Source organism: Gaiella occulta (genome assembly GCF_003351045.1).
GTDB lineage: Bacteria > Actinomycetota > Thermoleophilia > Gaiellales > Gaiellaceae > Gaiella > Gaiella occulta.
This window is the reverse complement of record NZ_QQZY01000002.1, coordinates 46,266-71,141: the sequence shown is the minus strand read 5'-3', so window position 1 is coordinate 71,141 and position 24,876 is coordinate 46,266. Positions and strand designations below refer to the sequence as shown.

23 protein-coding genes are annotated in these 24,876 nt (G+C 72.9%); 8 read left to right on the top strand and 15 right to left on the bottom strand.

Going from position 1 to position 24,876, the window contains the following annotated elements; translation table 11 throughout:
• Position 1 precedes the first annotated feature (1 nt).
• The 6 genes from Gocc_RS03865 to queA all read right to left on the bottom strand — a co-directional run bounded on the left by Gocc_RS03865 (position 2) and on the right by queA (position 7,266).
• Positions 2-1,636, bottom strand: coding sequence for an ABC1 kinase family protein (locus Gocc_RS03865; protein WP_114795243.1), 1,635 nt, complete (start codon positions 1,634-1,636; stop codon positions 2-4).
• A gap of 55 nt (positions 1,637-1,691) precedes the next feature.
• The gene (locus Gocc_RS03860; RefSeq protein WP_114795242.1) at positions 1,692-2,036 is read right to left on the bottom strand and encodes a phasin family protein; all 345 of its coding nucleotides are present in this window, start codon (positions 2,034-2,036) and stop codon (positions 1,692-1,694) included.
• A 68-nt stretch (positions 2,037-2,104) separates the two neighbouring features.
• Positions 2,105-4,816, bottom strand: a complete 2,712-nt coding sequence (gene secD / locus Gocc_RS03855; protein ID WP_181813347.1) for a protein translocase subunit SecD — start codon at positions 4,814-4,816, stop codon at positions 2,105-2,107.
• Positions 4,817-4,829: 13 nt separating this feature from the next.
• Complete coding sequence (gene yajC, locus Gocc_RS03850; RefSeq protein WP_114795240.1) at positions 4,830-5,210, bottom strand: preprotein translocase subunit YajC; 381 nt, start codon at positions 5,208-5,210, stop codon at positions 4,830-4,832.
• Complete coding sequence (tgt, locus tag Gocc_RS03845) at positions 5,198-6,331, bottom strand: tRNA guanosine(34) transglycosylase Tgt (protein WP_114795239.1); 1,134 nt, start codon at positions 6,329-6,331, stop codon at positions 5,198-5,200. The genes yajC and tgt overlap by 13 nt, the downstream gene beginning before the upstream one ends.
• Positions 6,328-7,266 (bottom strand): tRNA preQ1(34) S-adenosylmethionine ribosyltransferase-isomerase QueA, encoded by a 939-nt coding sequence (gene queA, locus Gocc_RS03840; protein WP_114795238.1) that lies wholly within the window; start codon positions 7,264-7,266, stop codon positions 6,328-6,330. The genes tgt and queA overlap by 4 nt, the downstream gene beginning before the upstream one ends.
• Before the next feature lie 26 nt (positions 7,267-7,292).
• Here queA and Gocc_RS03835 point away from each other — a divergent pair, with 26 nt between their 5' ends.
• Positions 7,293-7,736: a hypothetical protein gene (locus Gocc_RS03835; protein WP_114795237.1), complete on the top strand. Its 444-nt coding sequence runs from the start codon at positions 7,293-7,295 to the stop codon at positions 7,734-7,736.
• A gap of 9 nt (positions 7,737-7,745) precedes the next feature.
• Here the strand turns inward: Gocc_RS03835 and Gocc_RS03830 are convergent, their stop codons facing one another.
• Genes Gocc_RS03830 through Gocc_RS03810 form a run of 5 tightly spaced genes read right to left on the bottom strand, consistent with a single transcriptional unit; the run spans position 7,746 to position 13,596 of the window.
• Entirely contained in the window at positions 7,746-8,657 is a 912-nt protein-coding gene (locus tag Gocc_RS03830; RefSeq protein ID WP_181813346.1) for a decaprenyl-phosphate phosphoribosyltransferase, read from the bottom strand.
• A 22-nt stretch (positions 8,658-8,679) separates the two neighbouring features.
• A complete protein-coding gene (locus tag Gocc_RS03825) occupies positions 8,680-10,947 on the bottom strand; it encodes an ATP-binding protein (protein WP_147281175.1) in 2,268 nt (755 codons plus the stop codon).
• Positions 10,948-10,962: 15 nt separating this feature from the next.
• Entirely contained in the window at positions 10,963-12,360 is a 1,398-nt protein-coding gene (locus Gocc_RS03820) for a sensor histidine kinase (RefSeq protein ID WP_114795234.1), read from the bottom strand.
• 40 nt (positions 12,361-12,400) lie between these two features.
• Complete coding sequence (locus Gocc_RS03815) at positions 12,401-13,105, bottom strand: response regulator transcription factor (RefSeq protein ID WP_114795233.1); 705 nt, start codon at positions 13,103-13,105, stop codon at positions 12,401-12,403.
• Positions 13,102-13,596, bottom strand: a complete 495-nt coding sequence (locus Gocc_RS03810; RefSeq protein ID WP_114795232.1) for a hypothetical protein — start codon at positions 13,594-13,596, stop codon at positions 13,102-13,104. Before Gocc_RS03810 ends, Gocc_RS03815 begins: the two co-directional genes overlap by 4 nt.
• Before the next feature lie 108 nt (positions 13,597-13,704).
• Here Gocc_RS03810 and Gocc_RS03805 point away from each other — a divergent pair, with 108 nt between their 5' ends.
• Genes Gocc_RS03805 through Gocc_RS03795 form a run of 3 tightly spaced genes read left to right on the top strand, consistent with a single transcriptional unit; the run spans position 13,705 to position 17,623 of the window.
• Positions 13,705-15,135, top strand: coding sequence for a cation:proton antiporter domain-containing protein (locus Gocc_RS03805; RefSeq protein ID WP_114795231.1), 1,431 nt, complete (start codon positions 13,705-13,707; stop codon positions 15,133-15,135).
• Between the two features lie 26 nt (positions 15,136-15,161).
• Positions 15,162-16,424, top strand: coding sequence for an ArsB/NhaD family transporter (locus tag Gocc_RS03800; protein ID WP_220150430.1), 1,263 nt, complete (start codon positions 15,162-15,164; stop codon positions 16,422-16,424).
• A complete protein-coding gene (locus tag Gocc_RS03795; RefSeq protein WP_114795230.1) occupies positions 16,421-17,623 on the top strand; it encodes a cation:proton antiporter in 1,203 nt (400 codons plus the stop codon). Before Gocc_RS03800 ends, Gocc_RS03795 begins: the two co-directional genes overlap by 4 nt.
• Here the strand turns inward: Gocc_RS03795 and Gocc_RS03790 are convergent.
• Both Gocc_RS03790 and Gocc_RS03785 read right to left on the bottom strand, forming a co-directional pair.
• Complete coding sequence (locus tag Gocc_RS03790) at positions 17,611-18,468, bottom strand: 3-hydroxyacyl-CoA dehydrogenase family protein (RefSeq protein WP_220150429.1); 858 nt, start codon at positions 18,466-18,468, stop codon at positions 17,611-17,613. The genes Gocc_RS03795 and Gocc_RS03790 overlap by 13 nt on opposite strands.
• Positions 18,469-18,511: 43 nt before the next feature.
• A complete protein-coding gene (locus Gocc_RS03785) occupies positions 18,512-18,799 on the bottom strand; it encodes a hypothetical protein (RefSeq protein WP_114795229.1) in 288 nt (95 codons plus the stop codon).
• Positions 18,800-18,954: 155 nt separating this feature from the next.
• On the opposite strand from Gocc_RS03785, the gene Gocc_RS03780 reads away from it, so the two are divergent.
• The gene (locus tag Gocc_RS03780) at positions 18,955-19,902 is read left to right on the top strand and encodes a LysR family transcriptional regulator (RefSeq protein ID WP_181813345.1); all 948 of its coding nucleotides are present in this window, start codon (positions 18,955-18,957) and stop codon (positions 19,900-19,902) included.
• 63 nt (positions 19,903-19,965) lie between these two features.
• Here Gocc_RS03780 and Gocc_RS03775 read toward each other — a convergent pair whose 3' ends face one another.
• Entirely contained in the window at positions 19,966-21,120 is a 1,155-nt protein-coding gene (locus tag Gocc_RS03775; RefSeq protein WP_114795227.1) for a thiolase family protein, read from the bottom strand.
• A gap of 32 nt (positions 21,121-21,152) precedes the next feature.
• Positions 21,153-22,322, bottom strand: coding sequence for a cytochrome P450 (locus Gocc_RS03770; protein ID WP_114795226.1), 1,170 nt, complete (start codon positions 22,320-22,322; stop codon positions 21,153-21,155).
• 24 nt (positions 22,323-22,346) lie between these two features.
• Here Gocc_RS03770 and Gocc_RS03765 point away from each other — a divergent pair, with 24 nt between their 5' ends.
• Genes Gocc_RS03765 through Gocc_RS03755 form a run of 3 tightly spaced genes read left to right on the top strand, consistent with a single transcriptional unit; the run spans position 22,347 to position 24,724 of the window.
• Positions 22,347-23,774 (top strand): aldehyde dehydrogenase family protein, encoded by a 1,428-nt coding sequence (locus tag Gocc_RS03765; RefSeq protein ID WP_114795225.1) that lies wholly within the window; start codon positions 22,347-22,349, stop codon positions 23,772-23,774.
• A gap of 45 nt (positions 23,775-23,819) precedes the next feature.
• Entirely contained in the window at positions 23,820-24,176 is a 357-nt protein-coding gene (locus tag Gocc_RS03760; RefSeq protein WP_114795224.1) for a zinc-ribbon domain-containing protein, read from the top strand.
• A complete protein-coding gene (locus Gocc_RS03755; RefSeq protein WP_114795223.1) occupies positions 24,173-24,724 on the top strand; it encodes a hypothetical protein in 552 nt (183 codons plus the stop codon). Before Gocc_RS03760 ends, Gocc_RS03755 begins: the two co-directional genes overlap by 4 nt.
• Positions 24,725-24,876 lie beyond the last annotated feature (152 nt).

Sequence of the window (24,876 nt, the reverse complement as noted above, 5' to 3'; positions counted from 1 at the left end):
GCTACAGCCGGCCGGAGCGGGCGATGCCCCACACGAGCCAGAGGCCGAACAGGCTCGAGATCACGAAGCCGACGAACGACAGCGCGTGGAGGCCCATCACGCGCGGCCCTTCCTTGGCGAGCACGCCGACGATCGACGAGCCGACGAGGCCGCCGAGAACGATCAGCGCTACCGCCAGGCGGTTGAGCGCGTGGTCGATGTGGTAGGCGAGGTCGTCGAGCCCCGGGTTGCGCAGCTGCAGCTCGAGCTGCCCCTGCCGTGCCTGCTCGAGCACGTCGCGCGCCTGGTAGGGGAGCTCGCGCGCGATCCCCGCGAGCTCGCGCACCTCGTGCTGGGCGCGCAGCGACATCCGTCGCGGCGAGAAGCGGTCGGCGAGCAGGCCGCGCGCGTACGGCCGCGCGACCTCGAACACGTTGAACTCCGGGTAGAGCTCGATGCCGACGGCGCCGAGCGTCGCGATCGTCTTGTCGAGCACGACGAACCTGCTCGGCAGGCGCAGGTTGAGCGAGTAGATGAGGTCGAGCCCCTCGCGGATCACCTCGATCGGATCGATCTCGGAGAGGCTCGAGCCGTAGTAGCGGTAGTACAGGTCCTCGATCGCGGCGCGCAGCTCGTCCTCGCGCTCCTTCGGGTAGCGCAGGCCGAGCTCGGAGAGGCGGCGCGGCAGCGCCTCCACGTTCTCCGTCGCGGCGTCGACGAACAGCCGCGTCAGGCGGGTCATGTCCTCCTCGGTAAGGCGGCCGGCGAGGCCGAAGTCGACGAGGCCGATGCGGCCGTCCTCGAGCAGCAGGATGTTGGCCGGGTGGGGGTCGCCGTGGAAGAAGCCGTGGCGGAAGATCATCGTCATCCACGCGTCGGTCATGCGGTAGGCGAGCTCGCGCCGCTCCTCCGGGGAGCGCGACTCGAGATCGAGGTCGGCGAACTGCGCGCCCTCGAGGTACTCGAGCGTGAGCACCCGTTCCCCCGAGTAGGGCCGGATCACCTTCGGCACGACGACCTGCTCGGAGTCGCCGAAGTTGCGGCGGAACGTCTCCGCGTTGCGGGCCTCGTTGCCGTAGTCGAGCTCCTGGTGGATCGAGCGCGCGAACTCCTCGACGAGCGCCTCCGCGTCGATGAAGTCGAGCGCCCGCACGCGCTCGCGCACGACGCGGGCGGCCGAGCGCATCAACTGCAGGTCTGACTCCACCTGGCGCGGAGCCGCGGGGCGCTGCACCTTGACGACCACCTGCTGCCCGTTCGGGAGCGTCGCCCGGTGTACCTGGCCGATCGACGCGGCGGCGATGGGATGCTCGTCGAAGGCGGTGAACGCCTGCTCGACGGTGAGCCCGAGCTCCGTCTCGACGACCTCGCGCACCTGGGCGAACGGGAACGGGCTGACGTCGTCCTGCAACCCGCGCAGCTCCGCGACGATGTCGGGCGGCACGAGGTCCGGGCGGGTCGAGAGCAGCTGGCCGAACTTGACGAACGTCGGGCCGAGCTCGTCGAGCATCTCGCGCAGCCGGCGCCCCCGGTCGGCGGGCTCGCGTCGATCGTCCCGACGGCGCCGGTCGACGAGGTAGCCGAAGCCGTGCCGGGTGGCGACGCGCCCGATCTCGGAGAGCCGGCCGATCTTGCGCTGGGGCCGCACGGGGCTCATGTGCGCATTGTGGACGCGCGCAGTCCCGATGCGAAGAGGTCGCGCGCTCGAGGCGTCAGGAGCGCCTCTCGAGGAGGCGCAGCCGGTGCTCGAGCTGGGCCACGCGGAGGGCGAGATCCTCGACGTCCTCGCGACGGGCGAGGCCGAGCCGCCGCAGCGCCCTGTCGCCGGCCTCGCCGCGCCGCGTGCCGAGACGCTCGGCCTCCCGCCGCCAGCTCGTGACCGTGTCGCGGAAGGCGCCCCGCATCTCGTCACGGTCGATGCCGACGCGCCGCGCGAGCTCGTCGGCGACCTGGTCGGCGGCCTCGGCGCCGAGCGAGACCCAGCCGAGGCCGGCGAGCAGGAGCTGCTCGAGCGTCCGCTCGTACGTGCCGTTCGGCGCGTCGCCCGTCTCGACCATCGGCGTAGGAGTAGCAGACGGGCGGCTCTCCCGGCGGGGCTCTCGTGACAGCCTGTCGCGGAGCTGTGCTAGCGGGCGCGGCCGTGCGGGCGATTCGAGCGGCGCTGGCGCCGGCGCTCGCGCTTCGCCGACGACGGAACGGCGGCGGGGGCGGCGGGCGCGGGCGCGGAAGCGGGAGCGGGCGCGGGCGCGGGAGCCGCTTCGACGACGACTCCGCCGACCGACTGGATGCCGGCCACGTCCTCGTGCTTGCGGCGCGCGTACTCGGGCTCGCGCTCCTTGATCATCGACAGGATGGGCGCCGCCACGAAGATGGACGAGTAGGCGCCGGAGGCGATGCCGATGAGCAGCGCGAACGCGAAGTCCTTGAGGGTGTCGCCGCCGAACGCGAGCAGCGCGAGGATCGGCAGCAGCGTGATGAACGAGGTGGCGAGGGAGCGCGGGATCGTCTCCCACAGCGACACGTTGACGATCTGGCGGTAGGAGCCGCGCTTCATGAGCGGCACGTTCTCCCGGATGCGGTCGAAGATGATGATCGTGTCGTAGATCGAGTACCCGAGCACGGTCAGCACCGCGGCAACCGTGGACGTCGTCACCTCTCGCCCGACGAGCGCGTACACGCCGACGGTGATGATCACGTCGTGTGCGAGCGCGATGATCACCGGCGCCGCGAACTGCCACTGGAAGCGCGTCGAGATGTAGCCGACGATGAGCAGCAGCGAGACGACGATCGCGAAGATCGCGCTGCGGGCGATCTGGCGTCCGAAGCTCGACGACACGTTCTTCGCGCCGAACGCCTCCGCGTCGACCGAGCGCGCGAGGCTCGACTGCAGCTGAGCCGTCTCGGCGGCCGTCAGCGTCTCCGTACGCAGCTGGAAGCTCCGATACTTGCCGTTCGTCGCCGTGCCGCGGCCCTGGATGACGGCGCTCGCCCTGCCCACTCTGGCGGTCTCGGCGCGGACGGCCTCCAGCGAGACCGGCGCCGCCGTCTTGAACGACAGCTGCGTGCCGCCCTTGAAGTCGATGCCGAGGTTGAGGCGCAGGAACAGGAGCGCGACGATCGAGACCGCGACCACGACGCCGGAGATCGTGAGCCAGATGCGACGGCGGCCGATGTAGTCGAGCTTCAGCCAGCCGGGGATGCCGCGGCCCTCGGCGCCGACGAAGCGCGGGCTCTCGAACCACTTGAAGCCCGCGAGCAGCGACAGCAGCGCGCGCGTCGCGAGCACGGCGGTGAGCATCGAGACCGCGGTGCCGATCAGCAGCATCAACGCGAAGCCGCGCACCGAGGCGGTGGCGACGGCGAACAGCACGAGCGCGGTGATCGCGGTGACGACGTTGGCGTCGACGATGGTGTGGAAGCCCTTCGTGTAGCCGGTCTGGATCGCCGCGCGCACGCTCCGGCCGGCGCGCGACTCCTCCTTGATGCGCTCGAAGATGACGACGTTCGCGTCGGCGGCCACTCCCAGCGTGAGCACGAGGCCGGCGAAGCCCGGCAACGTCAGGGTGACGTTGAAGAGCAGGATCGCGGCGTAGAGGAAGGCGGCGTAGATGCCGAGCCCGAGCACCGCGACGAGTCCGAGCAGGCGGTAGAAGAGCAGCAGGAAGAGGGCGACGACGAGCAGGCCGATGAGCGCCGCCTTCTTGGCCTCGTTGAGCGAGTCCTTGCCGAGCGTGGCCGAGATCGCGGTCTGGTCGAGCGTGACGAACTTCACGGGCAGCGCGCCGGTCTGCAAGACGAGCGCGAGGTCCTTGGCTTCCTGGATCGTGAAGTTGCCGGTGATCTGCGCGCCGTTCGAGCCGGAGATGCCGCCCGGATAGCGCTCCCAGTCGATCGACGGAAACGACTTGATCTCGCGGTCGAGCACGATCGCGAAGTGCTGCTCGATCTTCTGGCCGCCGCCGATCGTGTTCGTCAGCAGCTTGCCGCGCTGGGCCTCGCGGCGGGTGATCTCGGCGAACTTGCGGGCGCCCGCCTTCGTGAACTGCATCGTCACGATCGGCTGGTTGGTCTGCGTGTCGAAGTCCTGCCGCGTGCCGGAGAGCTTCAGGTCGGCGCCGGTCATCTCGGGCACGGCCGGCGGATCGTATTTCAGCAGGTACCAGAGGCGCACGGGCGCGATGTTGCCGCCCGACTGCGTGGGGCAGATGTCGCCGGGGGCGCACGAGACGACGACGGTGCCGGGCGGCACGGCGAAGAGCTTGAACGCCTTCGGCACCCTGCCGCCGAACTTGCGCAGGGCTGCCGCCTTCGTGGAGACGGGCCCGGCGACCAGCTTCTTCTTGCCGTCGAAGAGCCAGTACTGGTCGGGAGCGCCCCTGGCGGCGAGCGCCTGCTGGCCTGCGAGGAGGTCGTACACGGATGCCTTCTCGACCGGAAACCGGCGTGCGTCGATCGAGGGCGGCGCCAGGTTCGCCTCGAGGTCGTAGAGCTCGAGCGTGGCCGTCTTGCCGATGATCTTCGCGGCCGCGGCGGGATCCTTGACGCCGGGCAGCTGGATCGCGATCTGGTCCGAGCCCTGCGTGCGGATCTCCGGCTCGGACACGCCGAGGCGGTCGACGCGGTCGCGCATGATCGAGACGGAGCGCTCGAGGTCGGCCTTGGTCAGCGGCCGGTCCTTCGGCGGCACGGCCTGCAGCGTCACCTCGAGGCCGCCCTGGAGGTCGAGCCCGAGCGTCGTCTTCTTGTGGATGGGCGAGCCGGGGATCGCGAGCAGCGCCACGCCGACGAGTGCGACGACGACGAGCGAGACGACGACGAGGGCTGCGCGGCGGGTCATGTGAGCGGGAAGGCTAGCTGCGCTCGGACGGCGGCGGCGTGCCGGCCCCCTGCGGCTCGGCATCCGCGTCGTCGTCCCCGCCGCCGCCCTCGGCGAGGCCGGCGTCCTCGTCCGCTTCGTCGTCGTCGGGCTCGGGATGGACGACGGTGGCGACGGCGCGACGGGCGACGCGCACGTGGATGCCCTCGGCGATCTCGACGATGAGGTCGTCGCCGTCCTCCCCGTCCTCGAGCTCCTGGACGATGCCGTAGATGCCTCCCACGGTGAGGATCTCGTCGCCCGGCTCGATCGTGCTCAGCATCCGCTGCTGTTGCTGCTGCTTGGCGCGCTGCGGCCTGATCATGAGCACCCAGAGCAGGGCGAACAGCGCGACGATGATGATCAACGATCCCATGGATCCTCCTGGGGCCCGGCGGCGAGACGCTCGAGCGCCGCGGCCCGGTAGACCGCGAACTCGCCGCGCGTGATCGCCGCCCGCGCGCCCGCGGTCAGTCGGTGGACGAAGGTGAGATTATGCAGGGAGAGCAGCCGCAGGCCGAGCGCCTCCTGCTGGTTGACGAGATGGCGGATGTAGGCGCGCGAGAAGCGCGCGCAGGCGGGGCAGTCGCAGCCCTCCTCGAGCGGGCGCGGGTCGCGGGCGAAACGGGCGTTGCGGAGGTTGATGCGGCCGCTCGCGGTCAGCGCCGACCCCGTGCGCGCCGTGCGCGTCGGCAGCACGCAGTCGAACATGTCGATGCCCGCGGCCACGACACCGAGGATCCCGTCGGTGTCGCCGAGCCCCATGAAGTAGCGGGGGCGATCGGCCGGAAGGAGCGGCGCCGACCACGCGACGGTCTCGAGCATCTCCTCGCGGCTCTCACCGACGGCGAGCCCGCCGAGCGCGTTGCCGTCGAACCCGAGCGCGACGACGTCCTCGATCGAGCGGCGCCGCAGCTCCGGGTCGATGCCCCCCTGGGCGATGCCGAAGCGAAGCTGGCCGGGAGCGCGCGGCGCGTCGACCTGGCGCTCGGCCCAGCGCAGGGTGCGCCGCGCCGCCTCCTCGAGCTCGGCGCGGGGGGCGCGCGCGGGCGAGCAGATGTCGAGGCACATGGCGATGTCGGAGCCGAGCCGCCGCTGGATCTCGCACACGTCCTCCGGCGTGAGGCGCTCGGGGGCGCCGTCGTAGACGGAGCGGAACGTGACGCCGTCGTCGTCGACGGCGAGCAGCGTGTCGCGCAGGGAGAAGATCTGGAACCCGCCCGAGTCGGTGAGGATAGGCCCGTCCCAGCCGGAGAACGCGTGCAGGCCGCCGAGATCCTCGATGACGTCCTCGCCCGGCCGGAAGTGCAGGTGATACGCGTTCCCGAGGATCACCTGCGCCCCGAGCGCGCGCACCTCGTCGGGGTGGAGCAGCTTCACGGTCGCCTTCGTGCCGACCGGCATGAACGCCGGCGTCTCGAATTGCCCGTGCGCGGTGTGCACCGTCCCGGCGCGGGCTGCGCCGTCGGTCGCCGCGAGGGTGAACGCGGTTGTCACAGGATCAGCATCGCGTCGCCGAAGGAGTAGAAGCGGTAGCGCTCCTCGACCGCGAGCCGGTACAGCTCACGCGTCTGCGCCACACCGGCGAACGCCATCACGAGCGCGAGCAGCGTCGAGCGCGGCAGGTGGAAGTTCGTCAGCAGGGCGTCCACGCGGCGGAAGTCGAAGCCCGGGAGGACGTACAGGCTCGTCCTCCCCTCGAGCACCCCGTCGCGCGCGACCGTCTCGAGCACGCGCACGGTCGTCGTGCCGACGGCGAGGACGCGGCCGGCGACGCGGATGCGCTCCCACGCCTGCGGCTCGACGCGGTAGCGCTCGCCGTGGAGCTCGTGCCGCTCGAGCTCGTCGACCGCGAGCGGGCGGAACGTGTCGAGCCCCACGTGCAGGGTGACCCGCTCCACGTCGAGGCGCGCGAGCAGCTCTGGTGTGAAGTGGAGGCCGGCGGTCGGCGCGGCCGCCGAGCCGGGCTCGCCGGCGTAGACGGTCTGGTAGCGGGCGGGATCCGCGAGCGGCTCGCGGATGTACGGCGGCAGCGGCGGCTCACCCGCCGGCTCGCCGTCGAGGCGGACGCGCCAGCGACCGCCTCCGAGCGGCTCGAGCAACTCGACGGCGCCGAGGCGCTCGCCCGGCCGCAGCCGGCGCGACGGCCGCGCGAGCGCCTCCCAGGCTCCGTCGCCGAGCGGCTCGAGCAGGAGCACCTCCGCCTCGCCCCCGCTCTCCCGGCGCAGGCGCAGCCGCGCCGGGACGACGCGCGTGTCGTTCACGACGACGAGCTCGCCGCGCAGCTCGCCGGGCAGGTCGGCGAACGTGCGATGGCGCACGGCACCCGTCTCGCGCTCGTAGACGAGCAGCCGCGAGGCGTCGCGCCGCCGCGGCGGATGCTGCGCGATCAGCTCCGGCGGCAGGTCGTAGTCGAGCTCGGCCGATCTCATCCGACGGCCAGAGTAGCCTTGCGCCCATGGACGAGCAGGCACTGGAACGGGCGAAGCGGCGCATCGCGGAGGCGCGCGAGGGTCGCCGCGAGGAAGCACGGTTCGAGGCGGCGCTCCAGCGCTCGCGCGAGGAGGTGGAGGCGCTCGGCCGGGTCGCGGCGGCGCTTGCGGCGGCGGTGCCGGATCGGGTCGGCGACGCGGTGCAGGAAGGACTGCGCCGCGAGGTGCTGCCGGTCGCGCGCAACCTGGGCGAGATTCGCGGTCTGCTGAACAACGTGATCGGTCGCCTGGAGCGGCTCGAGCAGGAGCTGATCGCCGAGCGCAACGCGCGCCTCGACGATCTCACGCTCCTCGTCGACCTCGTCTCGTCGGGCTGGCGGGGCGTCGACGGCCGCCTGCAGCGGATCGAGTCGGCCGCCGGCGGCGAGGTCGTGCCGCTGCGCTCCGAGCACGTCGCGGCCGCCTCCTGACGGAGGCTCCTACGCGAAGGCGAGGATCGCGGCAGAGGTGACCGCCCAGCCCGCGACGGCGACGAGGATCGGCAGGTCGCCGAGCAGCACGTTCTCCGGCTCCTCCCCGGCGGAGTGCCGGTGGACGAGCAGCAGGTAGCGGAGGAGCCCGAAGACGACGAATGGCACGGTGGCGGCGAGCGCCGGCGTGTCGCGGGCCGTCAGCGTGTACACGGTGTACGCCGCGATCGTGGCGGCGGCGACCACCGTCAGGAGCTGGTCGACGAGCACGATCGAGTACCCGTCGAGCACCGGCCGTCCACGGTGCGCGGTGCGCTCGACGAGCACGAGCTCCGCGCGGCGCTTGCCGAGAGCGAGGAAGAGCGCCAGCAGCCCCGTGCAGACGAGCAGCCACGGGGAGATGCGGACGTCCACGGCCGCCGCCCCGGCGGCCGCCCGGATCACGAACAGCCCCGCGATCACGAGCACGTCGACGAGGGCGACGTGCTTGAGCTGCAGGGTGTACGCCGCCTGCAGGAGCGCGAACGCAGCGAGCAGCGCGACCGACGGCGCCCCGAGCGCGGCGGCGAGCACGAGGGCGGCGACCCCCAGAACGGCGGCGAGCATGAGCGCCTGCCGGTTCGTGAGCTCGCGGGCGGCCACCGGGCGGCGCCTCTTGACCGGATGACGGCGATCGTCGTCGGCGTCTTGCACGTCGTTGACGATGTAGGCGGCGCTCGAGGCGGCGCAGTAGACGGCGAACGCGGTGAGCGCCTCGGCCCACCGCACGACCTCGCCGAGCTTGGCGGCGAAGATGATGCCGGCGAAGAGCAGCAGGTTCTTCGCCCACTGCCGCGGGCGCAGCGCCACGAGCGCGGCTCGGCGCGGCGAGCGGCGACGCGGCAGCTCCACGGCGTCGGCGCTGGCGGCGGCCTCGGGCACGGCGCCGATCGTACTGCTCCGCCTACGCCGCGGGCAGCTCGATCGTGAACCGGGTGCCCGCGCCCGGCTCGCTCTCGAGCTCGATCGTGCCGTCGAGCCCCATGACGATCCCGTAGACGGTAGCGAGCCCGAGGCCTGTCCCCCGCCCCTCCCCCTTCGTCGTGAAGAATGGCTCGTAGCAGCGCTCGCGCGTCGCCGCGTCCATGCCCACGCCGGTGTCGGCGACGACGAGCCGGGCACGGCTCCGCGCTCTGTCACAGCCCGTCTCGAGGCGGAGCGTGCCGCCGGCCGGCATCGCGTCCACGGCGTTCGTGACGAGATTGAGCAGCAGCTGCTGCACCTGCGTGCGGTCGGCGCGGACGGCCGCCGGCGCGAGCTCGAGCGAGAGGTCGACGTGTGGCCGGACGATGCCGGCGACGAGCGGCTGCACCTCGCGCACGAGCAGCTGCAGGTCGAGGTCGACGACCTCCAACGGGCACGGGCGACCCAGGGAGAGCAACCGGGAGACGAGGTCGTGGGCGCTCGACGACGCCTCGAGGATGTCGTCGGCGAAGCGGCGCTGCTCGCCGGTCAGCTCCTCGCGCAACAGCGAGGCGTAGCCGTCGACGGCCGTGAGGACGTTGTTGAAGTCGTGCGCGACGGAGGCCGCGAGCCGTCCGATCGCCTCCATCTTCTGTGCCTGCAGCAGCCGGCCTTCGCTCTCCCGCAACGCCGCCTCGACCCTGCTGCGCTCGATCGCCGCCCCGATGATGCCGGCTGCCGCGCGCAGGGCGTCGCGCTGCGACGAGATCCAGTCCCGCTCGCGCACGCAGTCGTCGAAGCCGATCTCGCCGAGCAAGCCCCGCTCCGAGATGATCGGGAAGCTGATGGCCCTGAGCGTGCCCTCCTGCTCGAGCGCACGCCGCACGGCGCCGCTCGCATCGTCACGGCGCAGTAGATGCGGCTCGCCACGCTCGAGGAGGCGGAGCACCTCGGGCGGCTCGGGGAAGTCCGTCCAGATCCCTGTCCGGAGCGAGGGCTCGACGCCGTCGGCCACCCACTCGTGGGTCAGCGTCGACGCGACGCCGCCGTCGACCGCGCGCATCTGGAAGATGTAGGCGCGGCTGGCGCCGGTCGCGCGGCCGAGGAGCGCGAGCACGTCGTCGATGGCGAGCTCCCACGAAGCCGCCCGGAAGAGGCGCTCGGCGGCCGCGGCGAGGGCTTCGAGGATGCGCTCGCGCGTCTGCATTCCCTCGATCGCGCGCTCACGCTCGGCCGCTGCGGCGAGAGCGCCCGCCGCCAGCCGCAGCGCCTCGACTTCGGACGGCTGCCAGCGCCGCTCCTGCTCGCAGTCGTCGAAGCCGACGATCGCCTCGAGCGTGCCGTCGACGATGACGGGGACGAGGAGCGCCGACATCGTCCCCTCGCGCCCACACGCCTCCCGGACGGGCGCGGGAGCGGTCGCTCGCGTCTCGTGGACGACCTCGCCGCGCCGTAGCCGCGCGACCGCCTCCTCCGGCACGGGGACGTCGTGCAGGAGCGGGTCGGACGCCGGCGGTGTCACGCCGGCTTCCACCCATTCGAAGGCGAGGCGCGAGCACGTGCCGGCGGCGGTCTCGACGACCTCGAGGAGGTAGGCGCGGCCTGCCGCCGCGGCGCGCCCGACGAGCTCGAGCATCTCGGGCACGACATCGCTCCAGCGCTGCGCGCGTACGAGCCGCTCGGACGCGTCGGCGACCGCGGCGAGGATCGCGTCGCGGCTGCGAAGCCGACGCTCGCTCGCGCGCAGGGCGGACTCCGCGTCGATGCGGCCGATCTCGGCGCGTACGCGCGCGGCGAAGAGGCGCAGCGTGGGCTCGACGCGTGCGCGACGGTGCAGCGGCTCCGTCCCGAGCGCGGCGAGCAAGCCGACGAAGCGGCCGTCGACGTCGCGCAGCGCGATCCCCGCGTAGGACTCGATTCCCATCGACACGAGCAGCGCGTCGCCGGGGAAGAGCCCGCTGACACCGCGCGGGTAGACGCAGACGCCGCCCGAGGCGACCTGCTCGCAGGGCGTCCCGGCGAGTGCGTATGCGATGCCGGTCGTGACGGCGCCGCCGGCCGACACCGTCGACGCGTGCACGACGCCGTCGGGGTCGATCCGGCCGAGGAGCGCGTAGCGTGTCCCGATCGTCTCTGCGAGCTGCTGCAGCAGCGCTATGACCGTGTCAGTGCCGGCGTCCGCGCGCGCCGGCGTGCCGCTCTCGTGCCGGATGGTCTCCCCCCTCCCCTCTTGCGGTGGCGGCACCATACAGCCGCGCCCGGTCGGCACCGCTCGTGGGGCCGCTCAGGGGCGCACGGCGGGCAGGACGAGCCGGAAGCAGCTGCCCCGCCCGACGTCGGACTCGAGCTCGATCTGCCCGCCGAGCGCGACCGCGAGCTCGCGCGCGATGGGCAGTCCGAGTCCCGTCCCGGTGGTGTCGCGCGAGATGAACGGGACGAAGATCCGCTCCCGCTCGGCCGGCTGGATACCGGGCCCGGAATCGCGCACCTCGACCGCGACGCGGCCGCCTGCCGCTGCGGCTGCGAGCTCGATCAGGCCGCCGTCCGGCGTCCAGCGGAACGCGTTCGCGAGCAGGTTCGAGATCACCTGCAGCACGCGGTCGCCGTCGGTGACGATCGTCGGCGCCTCGTCCGTGCCCGACAATCGGTAGTCGATCTCTCGCCTGCGCGCCTCCTCGCCGAACGTGGCGTACGCCTGCTCGACGAGGGCGCCCATGTGCACCTCCTGGGCATGGACGGTGAACCGGTGCGCGTTGAGCTTGGCGAGGTCGAGCACGTCTCCGACGAGCCGCTCGAGGCGCACCGTCTCCGCGGCGACGACGTCGAGGGACGCCTGCACGAGCTCCGGGTCGGCGACGAGCCCGTCGCGCAGGGCGTCGACGTGCCCCTTGATCGCGGTCAGCGGCGTGCGCAGCTCGTGCGAGACGGACATCAGGAACTGGCGCTCGCGCTCCTCGGTGGCCGCGAGCCGGGCCGCCATCTCGTTGAAGCGCTCCGCCAGGTGGCTGATCTCGTCGCCTCCCTGGGAGACGGGAACGCGCACCGCGTAGTTGCCGTCCGCGATCTCGTCGGCGGCGCCCGAGAGCGCGAGCACGGGCCCCGTGATCCGCCTCGAGAGCCACCACGAGAGGAGGCCGGAGAGCACCGCGCCGACGGCGAACGCGGCGGCGAGGCGCCCGACGAGCGGCAGCCACTGGTCGCGCAGCTCGGTGCGCGGCTTGGCGACGATGATCGCGCCGAGCGCGTCGCTCTCCGGCTCCAGGCGCACCGGGGCCGAGGCGGCGAGGTACGGCCGGCCGCTTCCCGGCGGCGTGAACTCGAACGTGACCGTCTCGCGCAGCGCCGACACCCGCGACGGCACCGCGGACTCGGCGAGGCGCGGCAGGCCCGAGTCCTGCCCGGGGAACAGCGAGGCGCCGATGTAGAAGATCCTGTCGCCCGTCGCCAGCTCCAGCTTCGACGCGGCGAAGTCGATCGCAGCCGAGCCTTCGTCGGCGGCCCGCAGCGCCGCATCCGCGTAGAGTTGCGAGAGGCCCGAGGCCTCGCGTCGCAGCTCCTGCACCGACTGGGTGCGCGTGTAGGTCTGGAACAGCCGCAACGAGATGGCAGCGGCGACGACGCCGGCGAGCACGATCCCCAGCAGGAACAGGGCCGGCAGGCGGAAGCGCAGCGACCCGGGCACGCTCCGATTGTAGGGGCGGCTGCTGCCGGCCCAGCGGCCGCTACGCGGCGGGAGCGCTCGTGCGGTCGTGCGCGACCTTGTAGCCGACGCCCCACACGGTCACGATCGGCGAGGCGTCGCCGAGCTTGCGGCGTATCTGGCGCACGTGCACGTCGACCGTGCGCGTGTCGCCCGCGAACGTGTAGCCCCACACGCGCTCGAGCAGCTGATCGCGCGTGAGCACGATGCCGCGGTGGTCGAGCAGCTCCCAGAGCAGGTCGAACTCCTTCGGGGCGAGCTGGATCTCGTCGTCGCCCACCATCACCTCGCGCCGGCCGGCGTTGATGACGAGGTCGCCGTGGCGGAGCTCGTCACCCTCCTCGCGCCGGCGGTCGGGCGCGGATCGGCGCAGCACGCTCTTCACGCGGGCAACGAGCTCCCGCGGGTTGAACGGCTTCGTCAGGTAGTCGTCCGCGCCGACCTCGAGGCCGATGATCTTGTCCACGTCCTCGTCCCGCGCGGTCAGCATCAGGATCGGCACGTCGGAGCTCTTGCGCACGCGGCGGCAGATCTCGATGCCGTCCATGTCGGGCAGGTTGAGGTCGAGGATGATGAGCGCCGGCATCTCCGCCGCGATCGCGTTCAGCGCCGCCCCGCCGCTGCCCACCGCCTTCACCCCGTACCCCGCGTTCTTCAGGTAGAGGGCGACGAAGGAGGCGATCGAGCTCTCGTCCTCGACGACGAGGACTGTCTGCGGCGCCGTCACGGGCGCAGTTTGCCGGAATCGACCGGCGCAGGCACGTCGGACGCCGGAAAGACGAGCCGCAGCCGCGTCTGCGGCAGCGGCTGTGGCGCATCGTCGCCGATCGCGAACGTTCCGGCGGCTCCCGTCGCATCCGGCTCGCCGTCGATGACCGCCTGGCCGGCGCCGCGGGCGGAGATCGAGATGCCCTCGCCGCGCGCGACGATGCGGTAGCGCCCGCCGGGCACGAAGAAGAGGACGTTCTGCCCGCGCAGCCCCACGACCTTGCCGCGTGGCACGCCGTTCACGCGCGGGCTCCACTGGTCGGCAGGGCTCAGGTCCTGGATCTCGAGCGAGCCTCGGTCGATGCGCCCGACGAGCACCCCCCTGCCCACGATCTTGACGATGCCCCGTCCGTCCTCGAGCGACAGCGACCCGGTGGGGGCGTTCCTCCCTCCCACGGCGGTGGACGCCGAGAGGGCGAGAGCGGCGAGGGCCAGTGCTGCAAGGCGCATACCTGTCGCAGTATCGAGGTCGCGCATGTGCCGGCAATGAGACACCGGTAAGGAATCTGTTAGCGGCGTCCCGGGCCCTCCGGCCTGCGGGCGCTCTAGGCTTGCGCCGTGAACGAGACGACGGACTTCGCGGCGATCGTCGCCGTCGTCGCGCTCGCGCTGTTCGCGGCGATCTCGCTGCGCTCGCTGACGGCGCGGGTGGCGATCCCCGGCGCGGCGCTGTTCCTCGTGCTGCCCCCCGTCGCCGCGGAGCTGTTCCCGTCTCTCGGCAGTTCGCTCTCGATCCTCGAGGTGGAGCGGATCACGACCGTGGCGCTGATCGTCATCCTCTTCGACGGCGGCCTGCACATCGGGCTGCGCCGGTTCAGGGCATCCGCGGGCCCGATCCTGTCGATCGGCGTGCTCGGCACGTTCGCGACCGCGGGCATGCTCGCCGCCGCCGCGCACTGGGCGCTGGGGCTCGACTGGAAGCTGGCCGGCCTCGTCGGCGCGGCGCTCGCGCCCACCGACCCGGCCGTCACGTTCTCGGTGTTCGGCAACCGCGAGATCCGCGGCCGCTCCGGCACGATCCTCGAGGGCGAGTCGGGCGCGAACGACCCGGTGGGCATCGCGCTCATGATCGGCATGATCGAGTTCGCGACGACGGAGGGCGCCTCGTTCTCGGTCGTCGTCCGCGAGTTCGCGATCGAGATGGGCGTCGGTCTCGCGATCGGGATCGCGGCGGCGGCCGTGCTCCTTCCGGTCTTCCGGCGCGTGTCGCTGCCCGAGCCGTCGCTCTACCCGCTGCGCGTGCTGGCGGGGGCGGGGCTCGTCTTCGGCGTCTCGGCCCTCGTCCACGGCTCGGGCTTCATCGCCGTCTTCGTCGCGGGCATCCTGCTCGGCGACGCCGCGATGCCGCGCAAGGGCGAGACGGAGCGCTTTTCGGCCGGTCTCGCGAGCCTCGCCGAGATCACCGCGTTCATCGCGCTCGGCCTCTCGGTCGACTTCGACCTGCTGCGAAGCGGCCGGCTCTGGCTCGACGGCGCGATCCTCTTCGTCCTTCTCACGTTCGTCGTGCGTCCGCTCGCCGTCGGGCCGCTGCTCCTGCCGGCGCGCCTCCGCCCCGGCGAGCGCCTGTTCGTGACGCTCGGCGGCCTGAAGGGAGCGGTGCCGATCCTGCTCGCCGCGCTCGCCGTCATCGCCGGCGTCGAGCGTCCCGGCTACCTGTACGGGGTCGTCTACGTCGTCGTGCTCCTCTCGGTCGTGCTCCTGGGCACCTCGATGCCCGTCATGGCGGCTCGCCTCGGCATCCCGTTCCGGACGGTCTCGCACGACCTGGCCGAGGCCAGGGAGTTCACGGTCGCCGCCCGCGCCTTCGCGGACGGGAGGCGGCTCGACGCCCTGCCCCTCGCCGAGCGTGCCTGGGTCGGAGGCGTCGTGCGCGACGGACGCAGGCTGCAGGTCGCGGACCAGCTCACGCTCGCTACGGGCGACAGGATCGACGTGTACTGCGAGCCCTCCGACGAGCCGGCTCTGCGGCGGGTCTTCGAAGGCACCTGAGCTCTCCGTCGACTACCGTCCCGGTCGTGGAGATCCTCGCCGTCGCGGTGTTCCTCGTCGCGCTCGCCGTGATCGCGCTCGACTGGGCCGACAAGACGAAGATCGCGCTCGCGGCGGCGTCGATCGTCGTCGTCGCCGGCGCGATCGACGCCGAGGCGGCCGTCGCAGCGGTCGACTGGCCGACCCTCGGCCTGCTCAGCGGGATGATGATCGTCGTCGGGCTGACGCAGCCGACGGGCCTCTTCGACTGGCTCGGCCTCCACGTCGTGCGCGCCTCGCGCGGGCGGCCGATCGTGCTGCTGTACTTGCTCGCCGGGCTCACGGGCGGCCTGTCGGCGTTCCTCGACAACCTCACCGCAATCCTCCTCGTCGTCCCGGTCGCGCTCACGGTGGCCGACCGGCTCGGGATCTCGCCCGTCCCCCTCGTGCTCACCGAGGTGATCGCCTCGAACGTGGGCGGCACCGCGACGCTGATCGGCGACCCGCCCAACATCCTCATCGGCGGGCACGTGGCGGAGCTCTCCTTCCTCGACTTCGTCGTCAACCTCGCACCGGTCGCCGCCGTCACGCTCGTCGTCACGACGGGCCTGCTCGCCCTCGTCTTCCGGCGCAGCCTGCGCATCGACCCCGCTCGCGCCGCGACCCTCGGCGACCTCGACCCGGTGGCGCAACTGCGCGGCGACCCGCGACGCCGGAGGGTCGTCGTCGCGGTGCTGATCGGGACGGTCGTCGCGTTCTTCCTCCACTCGACGCTGCATCTCGAGCCGGTCGTCGTCGCGCTCGTCGGCGCGACGGCGATGCTGCTCGTCACCGACGTCGAGATCGAGGATGCGCTCCACTCGGTCGAGTGGGCGACGCTCTTCTTCTTCCTGGCGCTTTTCGTCGTCGTGGGAGCGCTCGAGGAGCAGGGGACGATCGCGCGCGTCGCCGGATGGCTCGGGGACATCACGGGCGGATCGCGCACCGCGGAGAGCCTCGTCATCCTGTGGGGCGCTGCCGCCGGGTCGGCGGTCGTCGACAACATCCCGTTCACGGCCGCGATGATCCCGGTCGTCGACGAGATCGAGGGCGATCGCTTCGACGACACGCTCTGGTGGTCGCTCTCGCTCGGCGCGTGCTTCGGCGGCAACGCGACCCTCATCGCGGCTGCCGCTAACGTCGCCGGAACCGGGCTGCTCAGGCGCGCCGGCCATCCTGTCTCGTTCGGCCGCTTCCTGGCCGTCGGTCTGCCTGCCACCCTGCTCTCGCTCGTGATCGCGACCGGCTACCTCGTCGCCTTCCAGCTGTGACCGAGCTGCCCCTTGCGGCCGGGGGCGCGGCGGCGCAGGCGCTCGTCGACCTCTTCGTCGTGCTGCTCGCCGCGAAGCTCGGCGACGAGCTCTTCAAGCGGCTCGGACAGCCCGCCATCGTGGGCGAGATCCTGGCAGGCGTGCTCGTCGGCCCTGCCGTCCTCGGGCTCGTCGACCTCACGGCGGCCCTCGAGGTGTTCGCCGAGCTCGGCGTCGTGTTCCTTCTCTTCTGGGTCGGGCTCGAGACACGCGTCACCGAGCTCCGCGCCGTCGGCTCGAGCGCCTTCCTCGTGGGCGTGCTCGGCGTCGTGCTGCCGTTCGCGGGCGGCTTCGGCCTCGGCCTGGCGCTCGGCGAGAGCGGCAGCACGAGCGCGTTCCTCGGCGCGGCCCTCGTCGCGACGAGCGTCGGCATCACCTCCGCCGTGCTCGTCGAGATCGGCGCACTGGCCTCGCGCGCGGGGCGGACGATCATCGGCGCCGCGATCGTCGACGACATCATCGCGATGCTCATCCTCGCGGTCGCGGTCGGCGTCGCCGCGGGCGGCACGGACCTCGTCGGGCTCGCGGTCGTCGTGGCGCTCGCGCTCGGGTTCGTCGCCTTCTTCGCGCTCGGCGGCACCGCGTTGATGCGCCGCCGGCCGGGGATGCTCGCCGCGCCGCGCTTCTCGGAGTCGCCGCTCCTTCCCGCGGTGATCCTGTGTCTCGGGCTCGCAGCCCTCGCCGCGGAGATCGGGCTGGCGGCGATCATCGGCGCCTTCCTCGCCGGCATGATGGTGGCCGAGACGACGGAGCAGCATCCGATCGAGGAGGAGGTGGCGCCGCTCTACGCCTTCTTCCCGCCGTTCTTCTTCGCCTCGATCGGGATGCAGATCGACCTCGGCGCACTCGTCGACGCGGGCACGCTCGCGCTGCTCGTCGCCGTCACCGCCCTCGCGGCGGCGACGAAGTTCCTCGGTGCCTGGCTCGGCGCCCGCGGCCTCGACGAGGCCGAGGCCCGGTTCGTCGGGGCCGGCATGGTGCCACGCGGGGAGGTCGGCATCATCGTCGCCGGCATCGCCCGCGCGAGCGGCGTGATCGGCGAGGAGATGTTCGCGGTCGTGGTCGGCATGTCCGTGCTGACGACGCTTGCGGTGCCCCCCGTGCTACGGGTGCTCGGAAAGCGCCTGCCCGTGCAGGACGCGGCGCCTCAGCCGTCGTAGCGGTAGAAGCCGCGGCCGCTCTTGCGCCCGAGCAGCCCGGCGTTCTTCATCGCCACGAGCCGCGGCGGCGGCGCCATCCTCGGCTCGCGCAGCTTCTCGTACAGCGCCTCGGCGGCGTGCACGTGCACGTCGATGCCGACGAGGTCGACGAGCGTGCACGGCCCCATCGGCCAGCCGGCGCCGTTCTCCATCGCCGTGTCGAGGGCCTCCGGCGTGACCCGCGCCTCGTCGAGCACGCGCACGCAGTCGTTGAGAAGCGGGATGAGGACGCGGTTGACGACGAATCCCGGCGTATCGTGGCAGCGCACGACGCGCTTGCCCATGCGCTCCCCGACGAGCGCGGCGGCGTCGGCCGCCTCCGCGGCCGAGAGCTCGGCGCGGACGACCTCGACGAGCGGCATCAGGGGCGCGGGGTTGAAGAAGTGCATGCCGACGACCCTCTGCGGACGGGCCGTCGCGGCGGCGATCTCGGTCACCGACAGCGCCGAGGTGTTCGTGGCGAGCACGGCGTCCGGCCGGCAGATCCGATCGAGGTCGGCGAACAGGCGGCGCTTCGGCTCGAGCTCCTCGACGATCGCCTCGATCACGATGTCGCAGGCGGCGAGCGCCTCGAGATCGGTGGTCAGCGCGAGCCGCGCGACGGCGGCGTCCCGATCGGCCTCGCCGAGCTGCCCCTTCTCGACCTTGCGCGAGAGGAAGCGCCCGATCGTCGCGGCGGCGCGCTCACCGAGCTCGGCGCTCACCTCGCGCCCGACGACGTCGTATCCGGCTTCGACGGCGAGCTGCGCGATCCCCGCGCCCATCGCCCCCAGCCCGACGACGCCGATCGTGCGGATCTCCGCCATGCGGCGATCGTATCGAGTCGCCGCCCGCGCGCGCGCCGGGTGCCTACGCTGCGGCGGCGCGCAGCTGCGCCGAGCGCAGGCGCAGCAGATCGACGAGGTCGGCCGTGGCCCGGAACGGATCGGCCAGCACCTCGCCCGTCAGCGGCGAGACGGCGGCGACGACGTCGCCGTCGCTCGTGGCGATGAGGATGGGCGCGGCGGGTACGCGCCGGTCGGCAAGGCCTGCCAGACGTCGCAGCGCATCGGTGTCGGCCGCGCGGGCGAGGCGAATCGAGATCTCGCTTCGCCCGCCGACCTGGCGTGCGATCGTGGCCGGCAGCCGCTCGGTCACCCGAGGTACCTGCGGCGCCGGGAGGCCTCGTCGATACGGGAGTCCCGGCCTGCGAAGACCGAGGCGACGCCGACGAGCACGATGAAGAGCAGCACGGCGATTTCCATGCCTCCATGGTGGCTGCGCCGCTACTATCAGCACAAGTCGAGGTATTCATGACAACGATCACCGAACCTGATAGTTGGCTGGGCGTCGAGCTGCGGCACTTCGCCGCGCTCGACGCCGTCGCGCAGGAAGCGTCGTTCGGCCGCGCCGCCGAGCGCCTCGGGTACACGCAGTCAGCGGTGAGCCAGCAGATCGCGGCGCTCGAGCGCATCGTCGGCGAGAAGCTCGTGCAGCGGCCCGGCGGTCCGCGGGCCGTCTCGTTGACGGAAGCGGGTACGCTGCTGCTGCGCCACGCCGAGGCGATCGTGCACCGCATCGAGGCGGCCCGGGCGGACATGGCCGCGCTGCGCGCGGGCGAGAGCGGCTCGCTGCGCGTGGGCACCTACCAGAGCGTCGGCGCGCGCGTCGTGCCGGAGGTGATGCGGCGCTTCCTGCCTGCCTGGCAGGGCATCGAGCTTGGGCTGTCCGAGCCGACGACCGACCCGGAGCTCTACGGCGCCGTCGAGAGCGGCGACCTCGATCTCGCCTTCTGCAGCCCGCCGCTGCCGGACGGGCCCTTCGAGGCGCTCGAGCTGATGAGCGACCCGTACGTGCTGCTCGTCCCCGCCGGCCATCCCGCCGCCGCACGCGGCGCGGCGTCGCTCGCCGATCTCGGCAGCCTGTCGCTGATCGGCTCGAACACGTGCTCGAGCGGCACGGTCGTCGAGACGGCGCTGCGCGGGCTCGGCTTCCCGGTCGAGTACGCGTTCCGCTCCGACGACAACGGCACGCTGCAGGGGCTCGTCGCCGCCGGCTTCGGCGCCGCTCTGATGCCGCTGCTGGCGGTCACCCCCGGCGACGAGCGGGTGCGCGTGCTCCGCATCGAGCCTGCGCTTCCGCGCCGCGTGATCGCGGTCATGTGGCACCGCGACCGCCACCGCTCGCCGGCCGCGCGCGCATTCGTCGAGATCGCACAGGCGGTCAGCGCCGAGGTCGAGCGCGACCTCGTCGAGCCCTGATTCTCTCGCAGGATCGCGCATCCGCCTGCACCGGCGGCCGGAAGCCGCCGGGCCGGCGGGCTCTCAGAGGCGCTCGACCACGGCGGCGATCGCCTGACCCTGGCCGATGCACATGGAGGCGAGGCCGTAGCGCGCGTCGCGGCGCTCGAGCTCGGCGAGCAGGGTCGCCGTGATGCGGGCGCCGGTGGCGCCGAGCGGATGCCCGAGCGAGATGCCGCCGCCGTTCGGGTTCACGTCCCCCGCCTCCCAGCGCTCGTGCAGGCCGCTGTCGGCGAGGGTCTGCAGCACGACCGACGCGAACGCCTCGTTCACCTCGATCACGGCCATGTCGTCCCAGCCGAGTCCCGCGCGGCGCAGCGCCTGCGCGCAGGCCTGCGGGTTGCCGTGCAGCATGCGGAACGGATCGACGCCCGCGATCCCGAAGGAGACGAAGCGGGCGCGCGGGACGAGGCGCAGCCGCGTGCAGGCGGCTTCGCTCGCGACGAGCATGGCGGCGGCGCCGTCGACGATCTGGCTCGAGTTGCCGGCGGTGACGACGCCGTCGGGGATGAAGGCGGGCTGCAGCGAGGCGAGCTTCTCCGCCGAGGTGTCGCGCCGGGGCGCCTCGTCGACCGTGAAGACGCCGTCGGGGAGCGTGACGGGAACGATCTCCCGCTCGAACAGACCGCCGTCGATCGCCGCCAGCGCGCGCCGGTGCGACTCGAGCGCGTAGGCGTCGAGCTGCTCGCGCGTCAGGCCCCACTCCCTGGCGATCTCCTCGGCGGAGATGCCCTGCGGCACGATCGGCCAGCGCTGCGCGATCTTCTCGTTCAGCCCGGCGAAGCCGTCGACGCCGAGGTTGGAGCCCATCGGCACCCGCGACATCGACTCGACGCCGGCCGCCACGACGACGTCGAGATGTCCCGCCTGGACGGCGGAGGCAGCGTTGAACGCCGCCTGCATGGACGAGCCGCACTGGCGGTCGACGGTCGTCGCCGCCACCGTCTCGGGCCAGCCCGCGACGAGCACCGCGACGCGGCCCACGTTGAGCGCCTGCTCGCCGATCTGGGTCACGCAGCCCATCTGCACGTCCTCGACCTCGGCCGGGTCGAGGCCGACCCGGCCGGCGAGGCCGCCGAGCGCGTCGGCGGCGAGGTCGTCGGCCCGCACGGAGGCGAGCGTGCCGTTGCGCCGCCCGATCGGCGTGCGGACGGCGTCGACGATGAGGGCGTCGGTCACGGACGGGACGCTAGCAGCCGCGACGCTCCCGATCACCCCCAGAGCACGTGGAGCGCCGCCGGCTTGCGGAAGACGAGGCCGCGCACGGCGCACGGATGCTGCGGGTCGAGTCGCAGGCGGGGCAGGCGCGCGAGCGCGCGGGCGAGCGCGACCCGCGTCTCGAGGCGCGCGAGGTGCATGCCGAGGCACACGTGCGGGCCGTGCGCGAAGCCGACCTGCAGGTTGAGGTTCGGGCGCCGCACGTCGAAGCGGTCGGGGTCGGGGAACACGTCCGGGTCGCGGTTCGCGCCCGCGAGCGACACGGTGACGAGGTCGCCGCGGCGGATCGGCGCGCCGGCGAGCTCGACGTCTCTCGTGGCGTAGCGGTCGACGACGGCCGCCGCGGGCTCGAGGCGCAGCGACTCCTCGACGGCCCCGGGCAGCAACGTGGGGTCGCGCTCGACGAGCGCGCGCTGGTCGTCGTTCGAGAGCAGGTGGAGGAACGCGTTCACGATCATCGCCTCCGTCGTCTCGATGCCGCCGAACAGCAGCACCGCCGCGTTGGACGCCACCTGCCCGCGGCTGAGCCCGCCCGCGTCGCCGGCGGCCGCGGCGACGAGGGACGCGGCGGGGTCGCGGTCGAGCGCGGGCTCTACCGATGCCCGCATGCGGGCGAACGCCTGCCGCCCCCTGCCGTCGGGCGGCCGGCCGGCGGTGATCGCGGTCACCTCGGCGACGATGGCGGCGTACCAGGCGAGCGCCTCCGCCGGATCGGTGTGCTCGAGACCGAGCGCCTGCACCATCACCGCGACGGACAGCGGCCCTGCGAGAGCGCCGCGGAGGTCCGCCGTCCCGTCCTCTTCGATCGCGTCGACGAGCCGCTCGACCTCGCGCTCCACCGTCTCCGTGAAGCGGTCGCGCACCGCGTCGAGGCGGAACGGCCGCGCGAACGGGTCACGGTGGCGACGGTGCTCCTCGCCGTCGAGCGACAGCATGCTCGGGCCGACCACCTGCGCCGTCGAGAAACGCGGGTCGTCGACGGTGTATGTCCGCGGGTCGCGCATCACGTGCAGCGCGAGATCCCGGCGGGTCACGATCCAGGCGTCGAGCGCCGGCAGCCACGACACCGGCTCCTGTTCCCGCAGCCGGGCGAGTACCGGGTGCGGGTCGCGCTCGAGCTCTGCCGCCGACACGGTGGCCCCGATGGGGAACGAGGCGGTCACGGTGCCGACGATAGACTCTCGTCGATGGCGACGACGGCCGACGAGCGGAAGCTGCTGATCGACGGCGATTGGGTCGAGACGGGCGGCTGGGTCGAGGTGCGCTCTCCCTATGACGGAGCGCTCGTCGCGCGCGTGGCGAGGGCGGGCGCGGCCGAGACGCGCCGCGCGCTCGATGCGGCCGCGCGCGCGATGGAGTCGCCGCTGCCGGCGCACAAGCGCGCCGAGATCCTCGTGCGCGTGGCCGGGGCGCTCGGCCGCCGCGCCGACGAGGCCGCACGCCAGATCGCGGCCGAGGCCGGCAAGCCGCTGAAGGCGGCGCGCGTCGAGGTGGCGCGCGCGATGTCCACCTACACGATGGCGGCCGTCCAGGCGCGCACGCTGACCGGCGAGATGGTGCCGATGGACGCCTCCCAGGCCGGCGAGGGCAAGCTCGCGTTCACGCTGCGGCGGCCGATCGGCGTCGTCGGCGCGATCTCGCCGTTCAACTTCCCGCTCAACCTCGTCGCGCACAAGATCGCGCCGGCGCTCGCCGCCGGCTGCGCGGTCGTGCTCAAGCCCGCGTCGCAGACGCCGCTGTCGGCGCTGATGCTGGCCGAGCTGGAGGACGAGGCGGGCCTGCCGCCCGGCTGGCTCAACGTCGTCGTCGGCCCCTCGTCGCAGATCGGCGACGTGCTCGTCGAGGACGAGCGCGTGAAGCTGATCACGTTCACCGGCTCGGGCACGGTCGGCTGGGGCATCCGCGAGCGGGCGCCGCGCAAGCGCGTCGGGCTCGAGCTCGGCAACGCGACGCCGGTGATCGTGGAGGCGGACGCGAACGTCGACGACGCGGCGGCCCGCTGCGCCGCGAACGCGTTCTCGTTCGCCGGCCAGAGCTGCATCTCGGTGCAGCGCATCTACGTGCATCGTGACGTGTACGAGGAGTTCAAGGCGCGCTTCCTGCCGAAAGTGGAGGCGCTCGTGGTCGGCGACCCTGCCGACGAGGCCACCGACGTCGGGCCGCTCATCTCCCCCGGCGAGCGCGAGCGCGTGCTCGCGTGGATCGAGCAGGCGCGCGACGGCGGCGCCACGATCCTCACCGGCGGCACGCTCGAGGGCGAGCTGCTGCGCCCCACCGTGGTCGAGAAGCCGCCCGCCGATGCGCACCTGGCCTGCGACGAGGCGTTCGGCCCGGTCTGCACGCTGCAACCGTACGACACGCTCGACGAGGCGATCGCGCACGCCAACGCCACCCGCTACGGCCTCCAGGCCGGTATCTTCACAGCGTCGCTCGCCTCCGCCGTCAAGGCCGCCGGGCAGCTCGAGTTCGGCGGTGTGACGGTCAACGAGGCCCCCACCTTCCGCGCCGACCAGATGCCCTACGGCGGCATCAAGGAATCCGGCAACACGCGCGAGGGCCCCGCCTGGGCCGTCCGCGAGATGACCGAAGAGCGCCTCGTCGTCGTCCAGCTCTGACGGGCGCCGCGGGCGCGGCGGCCGGCCCGGTTATCCTCCGCCGCGATGGCCCTCTTCTCCCGCAAGCCCGCGGCCCCGGCGGCACGCGACCTGCGCCGCGAGCGGCGGGCGCTGCTGCTGCTGCGCGACGAGCGCCTGCACGAGCTCGGTGGGCTCACGCTCGAGATGTACCGGCGCGACCGCTTCGACGAGTCCCTCGTCGTCGAGCGCTGCGCCGAGCTCGTCGCGATCGAGGCGCGCGCGAGCGAGATCGACGCGCTGCTCGCCGGCGCCCGCGGCCTGCGCCGCCGGGGCGCGGCGATCTGCGCGTGCGGCGCCCCCGTCCTCATCGGCGCGCGCTTCTGCCCCAGCTGCGGGCGCTCGCTCATCGAGGAGCAGGGCGCGGAGGCCGAGAGCCGATGAGCTGCCCGCGCTGCGGCGGCGCCGTCGCAGCCGGCCAGGAGTACTGCCTCGAATGCGGCCGGCGCATTCCCGGGCGCGCACGGCTCGGGCCGCCGCCGCAGGATCCGCGCCGGCTCGCTCTCCGCCTCGCTGTCGCCGCCGCGCTTGCGATCGGCGGTGCCGCGGGCGCCGTCGCGCTGACGCGCGACGGCGCCCGCCCCGCCACGATCGCGACCGCGACCGGCGGCAGCGTCACCGTCGCCGCCCCGGCACCGAGCGCCGCGTCGCGTCTTGCGAGCTGGCCGCGCGACACCGCAGGCTGGACGAACGTGCTCGTCTCGATCCCGAAGGTCGCGGGGCGAGACGCGGCGGTCGCACGCGCGGAACAGGCACGGCGTCGCGGTGTCGCCGGGGTCGGCATCCTCGACTCGTCGCGCTACGCGAGCCTCCACCCCGGCTACTGGGTCGTGTTCGCCGGCGTCTATGCCAGCGAGCCGGAAGCCGCGAGCCGCCTGCGGATCGCGAAGGCGGCGCAGAGAACAGCCCGCACACAGCGGGTTTCGCCCTGACGTTTGTTTTCTTTATCGACAACGTTGGTGCAGAGTTTGTAACAGCCGCGAAAACCCGGTAGACTCCGCTCCGGAGAGCGGCGCTCTCCACGTGTTTAGGGCCTGCTGACAGCGTTTTCTCGGGGAAGCGAGCACACGCACATGGAAGACCA

Excerpts from the sequence above, each read along its gene's own strand:
- Gocc_RS03865 (WP_114795243.1), bottom strand. The coding sequence starts at position 1,636 with ATGAGCCCCGTGCGGCCCCAGCGCAAGATCGGCCGGCTCTCCGAGATC.
- Gocc_RS03860 (WP_114795242.1), bottom strand. The coding sequence starts at position 2,036 with ATGGTCGAGACGGGCGACGCGCCGAACGGCACGTACGAGCGGACGCTC.
- secD (WP_181813347.1), bottom strand. The coding sequence starts at position 4,816 with ATGACCCGCCGCGCAGCCCTCGTCGTCGTCTCGCTCGTCGTCGTCGCA.
- yajC (WP_114795240.1), bottom strand. The coding sequence starts at position 5,210 with ATGGGATCGTTGATCATCATCGTCGCGCTGTTCGCCCTGCTCTGGGTG.
- queA (WP_114795238.1), bottom strand. The coding sequence starts at position 7,266 with ATGAGATCGGCCGAGCTCGACTACGACCTGCCGCCGGAGCTGATCGCG.
- Gocc_RS03835 (WP_114795237.1), top strand. The coding sequence starts at position 7,293 with ATGGACGAGCAGGCACTGGAACGGGCGAAGCGGCGCATCGCGGAGGCG.
- Gocc_RS03810 (WP_114795232.1), bottom strand. The coding sequence starts at position 13,596 with ATGCGCCTTGCAGCACTGGCCCTCGCCGCTCTCGCCCTCTCGGCGTCC.
- Gocc_RS03790 (WP_220150429.1), bottom strand. The coding sequence starts at position 18,468 with ATGGCGGAGATCCGCACGATCGGCGTCGTCGGGCTGGGGGCGATGGGC.
- Gocc_RS03780 (WP_181813345.1), top strand. The coding sequence starts at position 18,955 with ATGACAACGATCACCGAACCTGATAGTTGGCTGGGCGTCGAGCTGCGG.
- Gocc_RS03765 (WP_114795225.1), top strand. The coding sequence starts at position 22,347 with ATGGCGACGACGGCCGACGAGCGGAAGCTGCTGATCGACGGCGATTGG.
- Gocc_RS03760 (WP_114795224.1), top strand. The coding sequence starts at position 23,820 with ATGGCCCTCTTCTCCCGCAAGCCCGCGGCCCCGGCGGCACGCGACCTG.
- Gocc_RS03755 (WP_114795223.1), top strand. The coding sequence starts at position 24,173 with ATGAGCTGCCCGCGCTGCGGCGGCGCCGTCGCAGCCGGCCAGGAGTAC.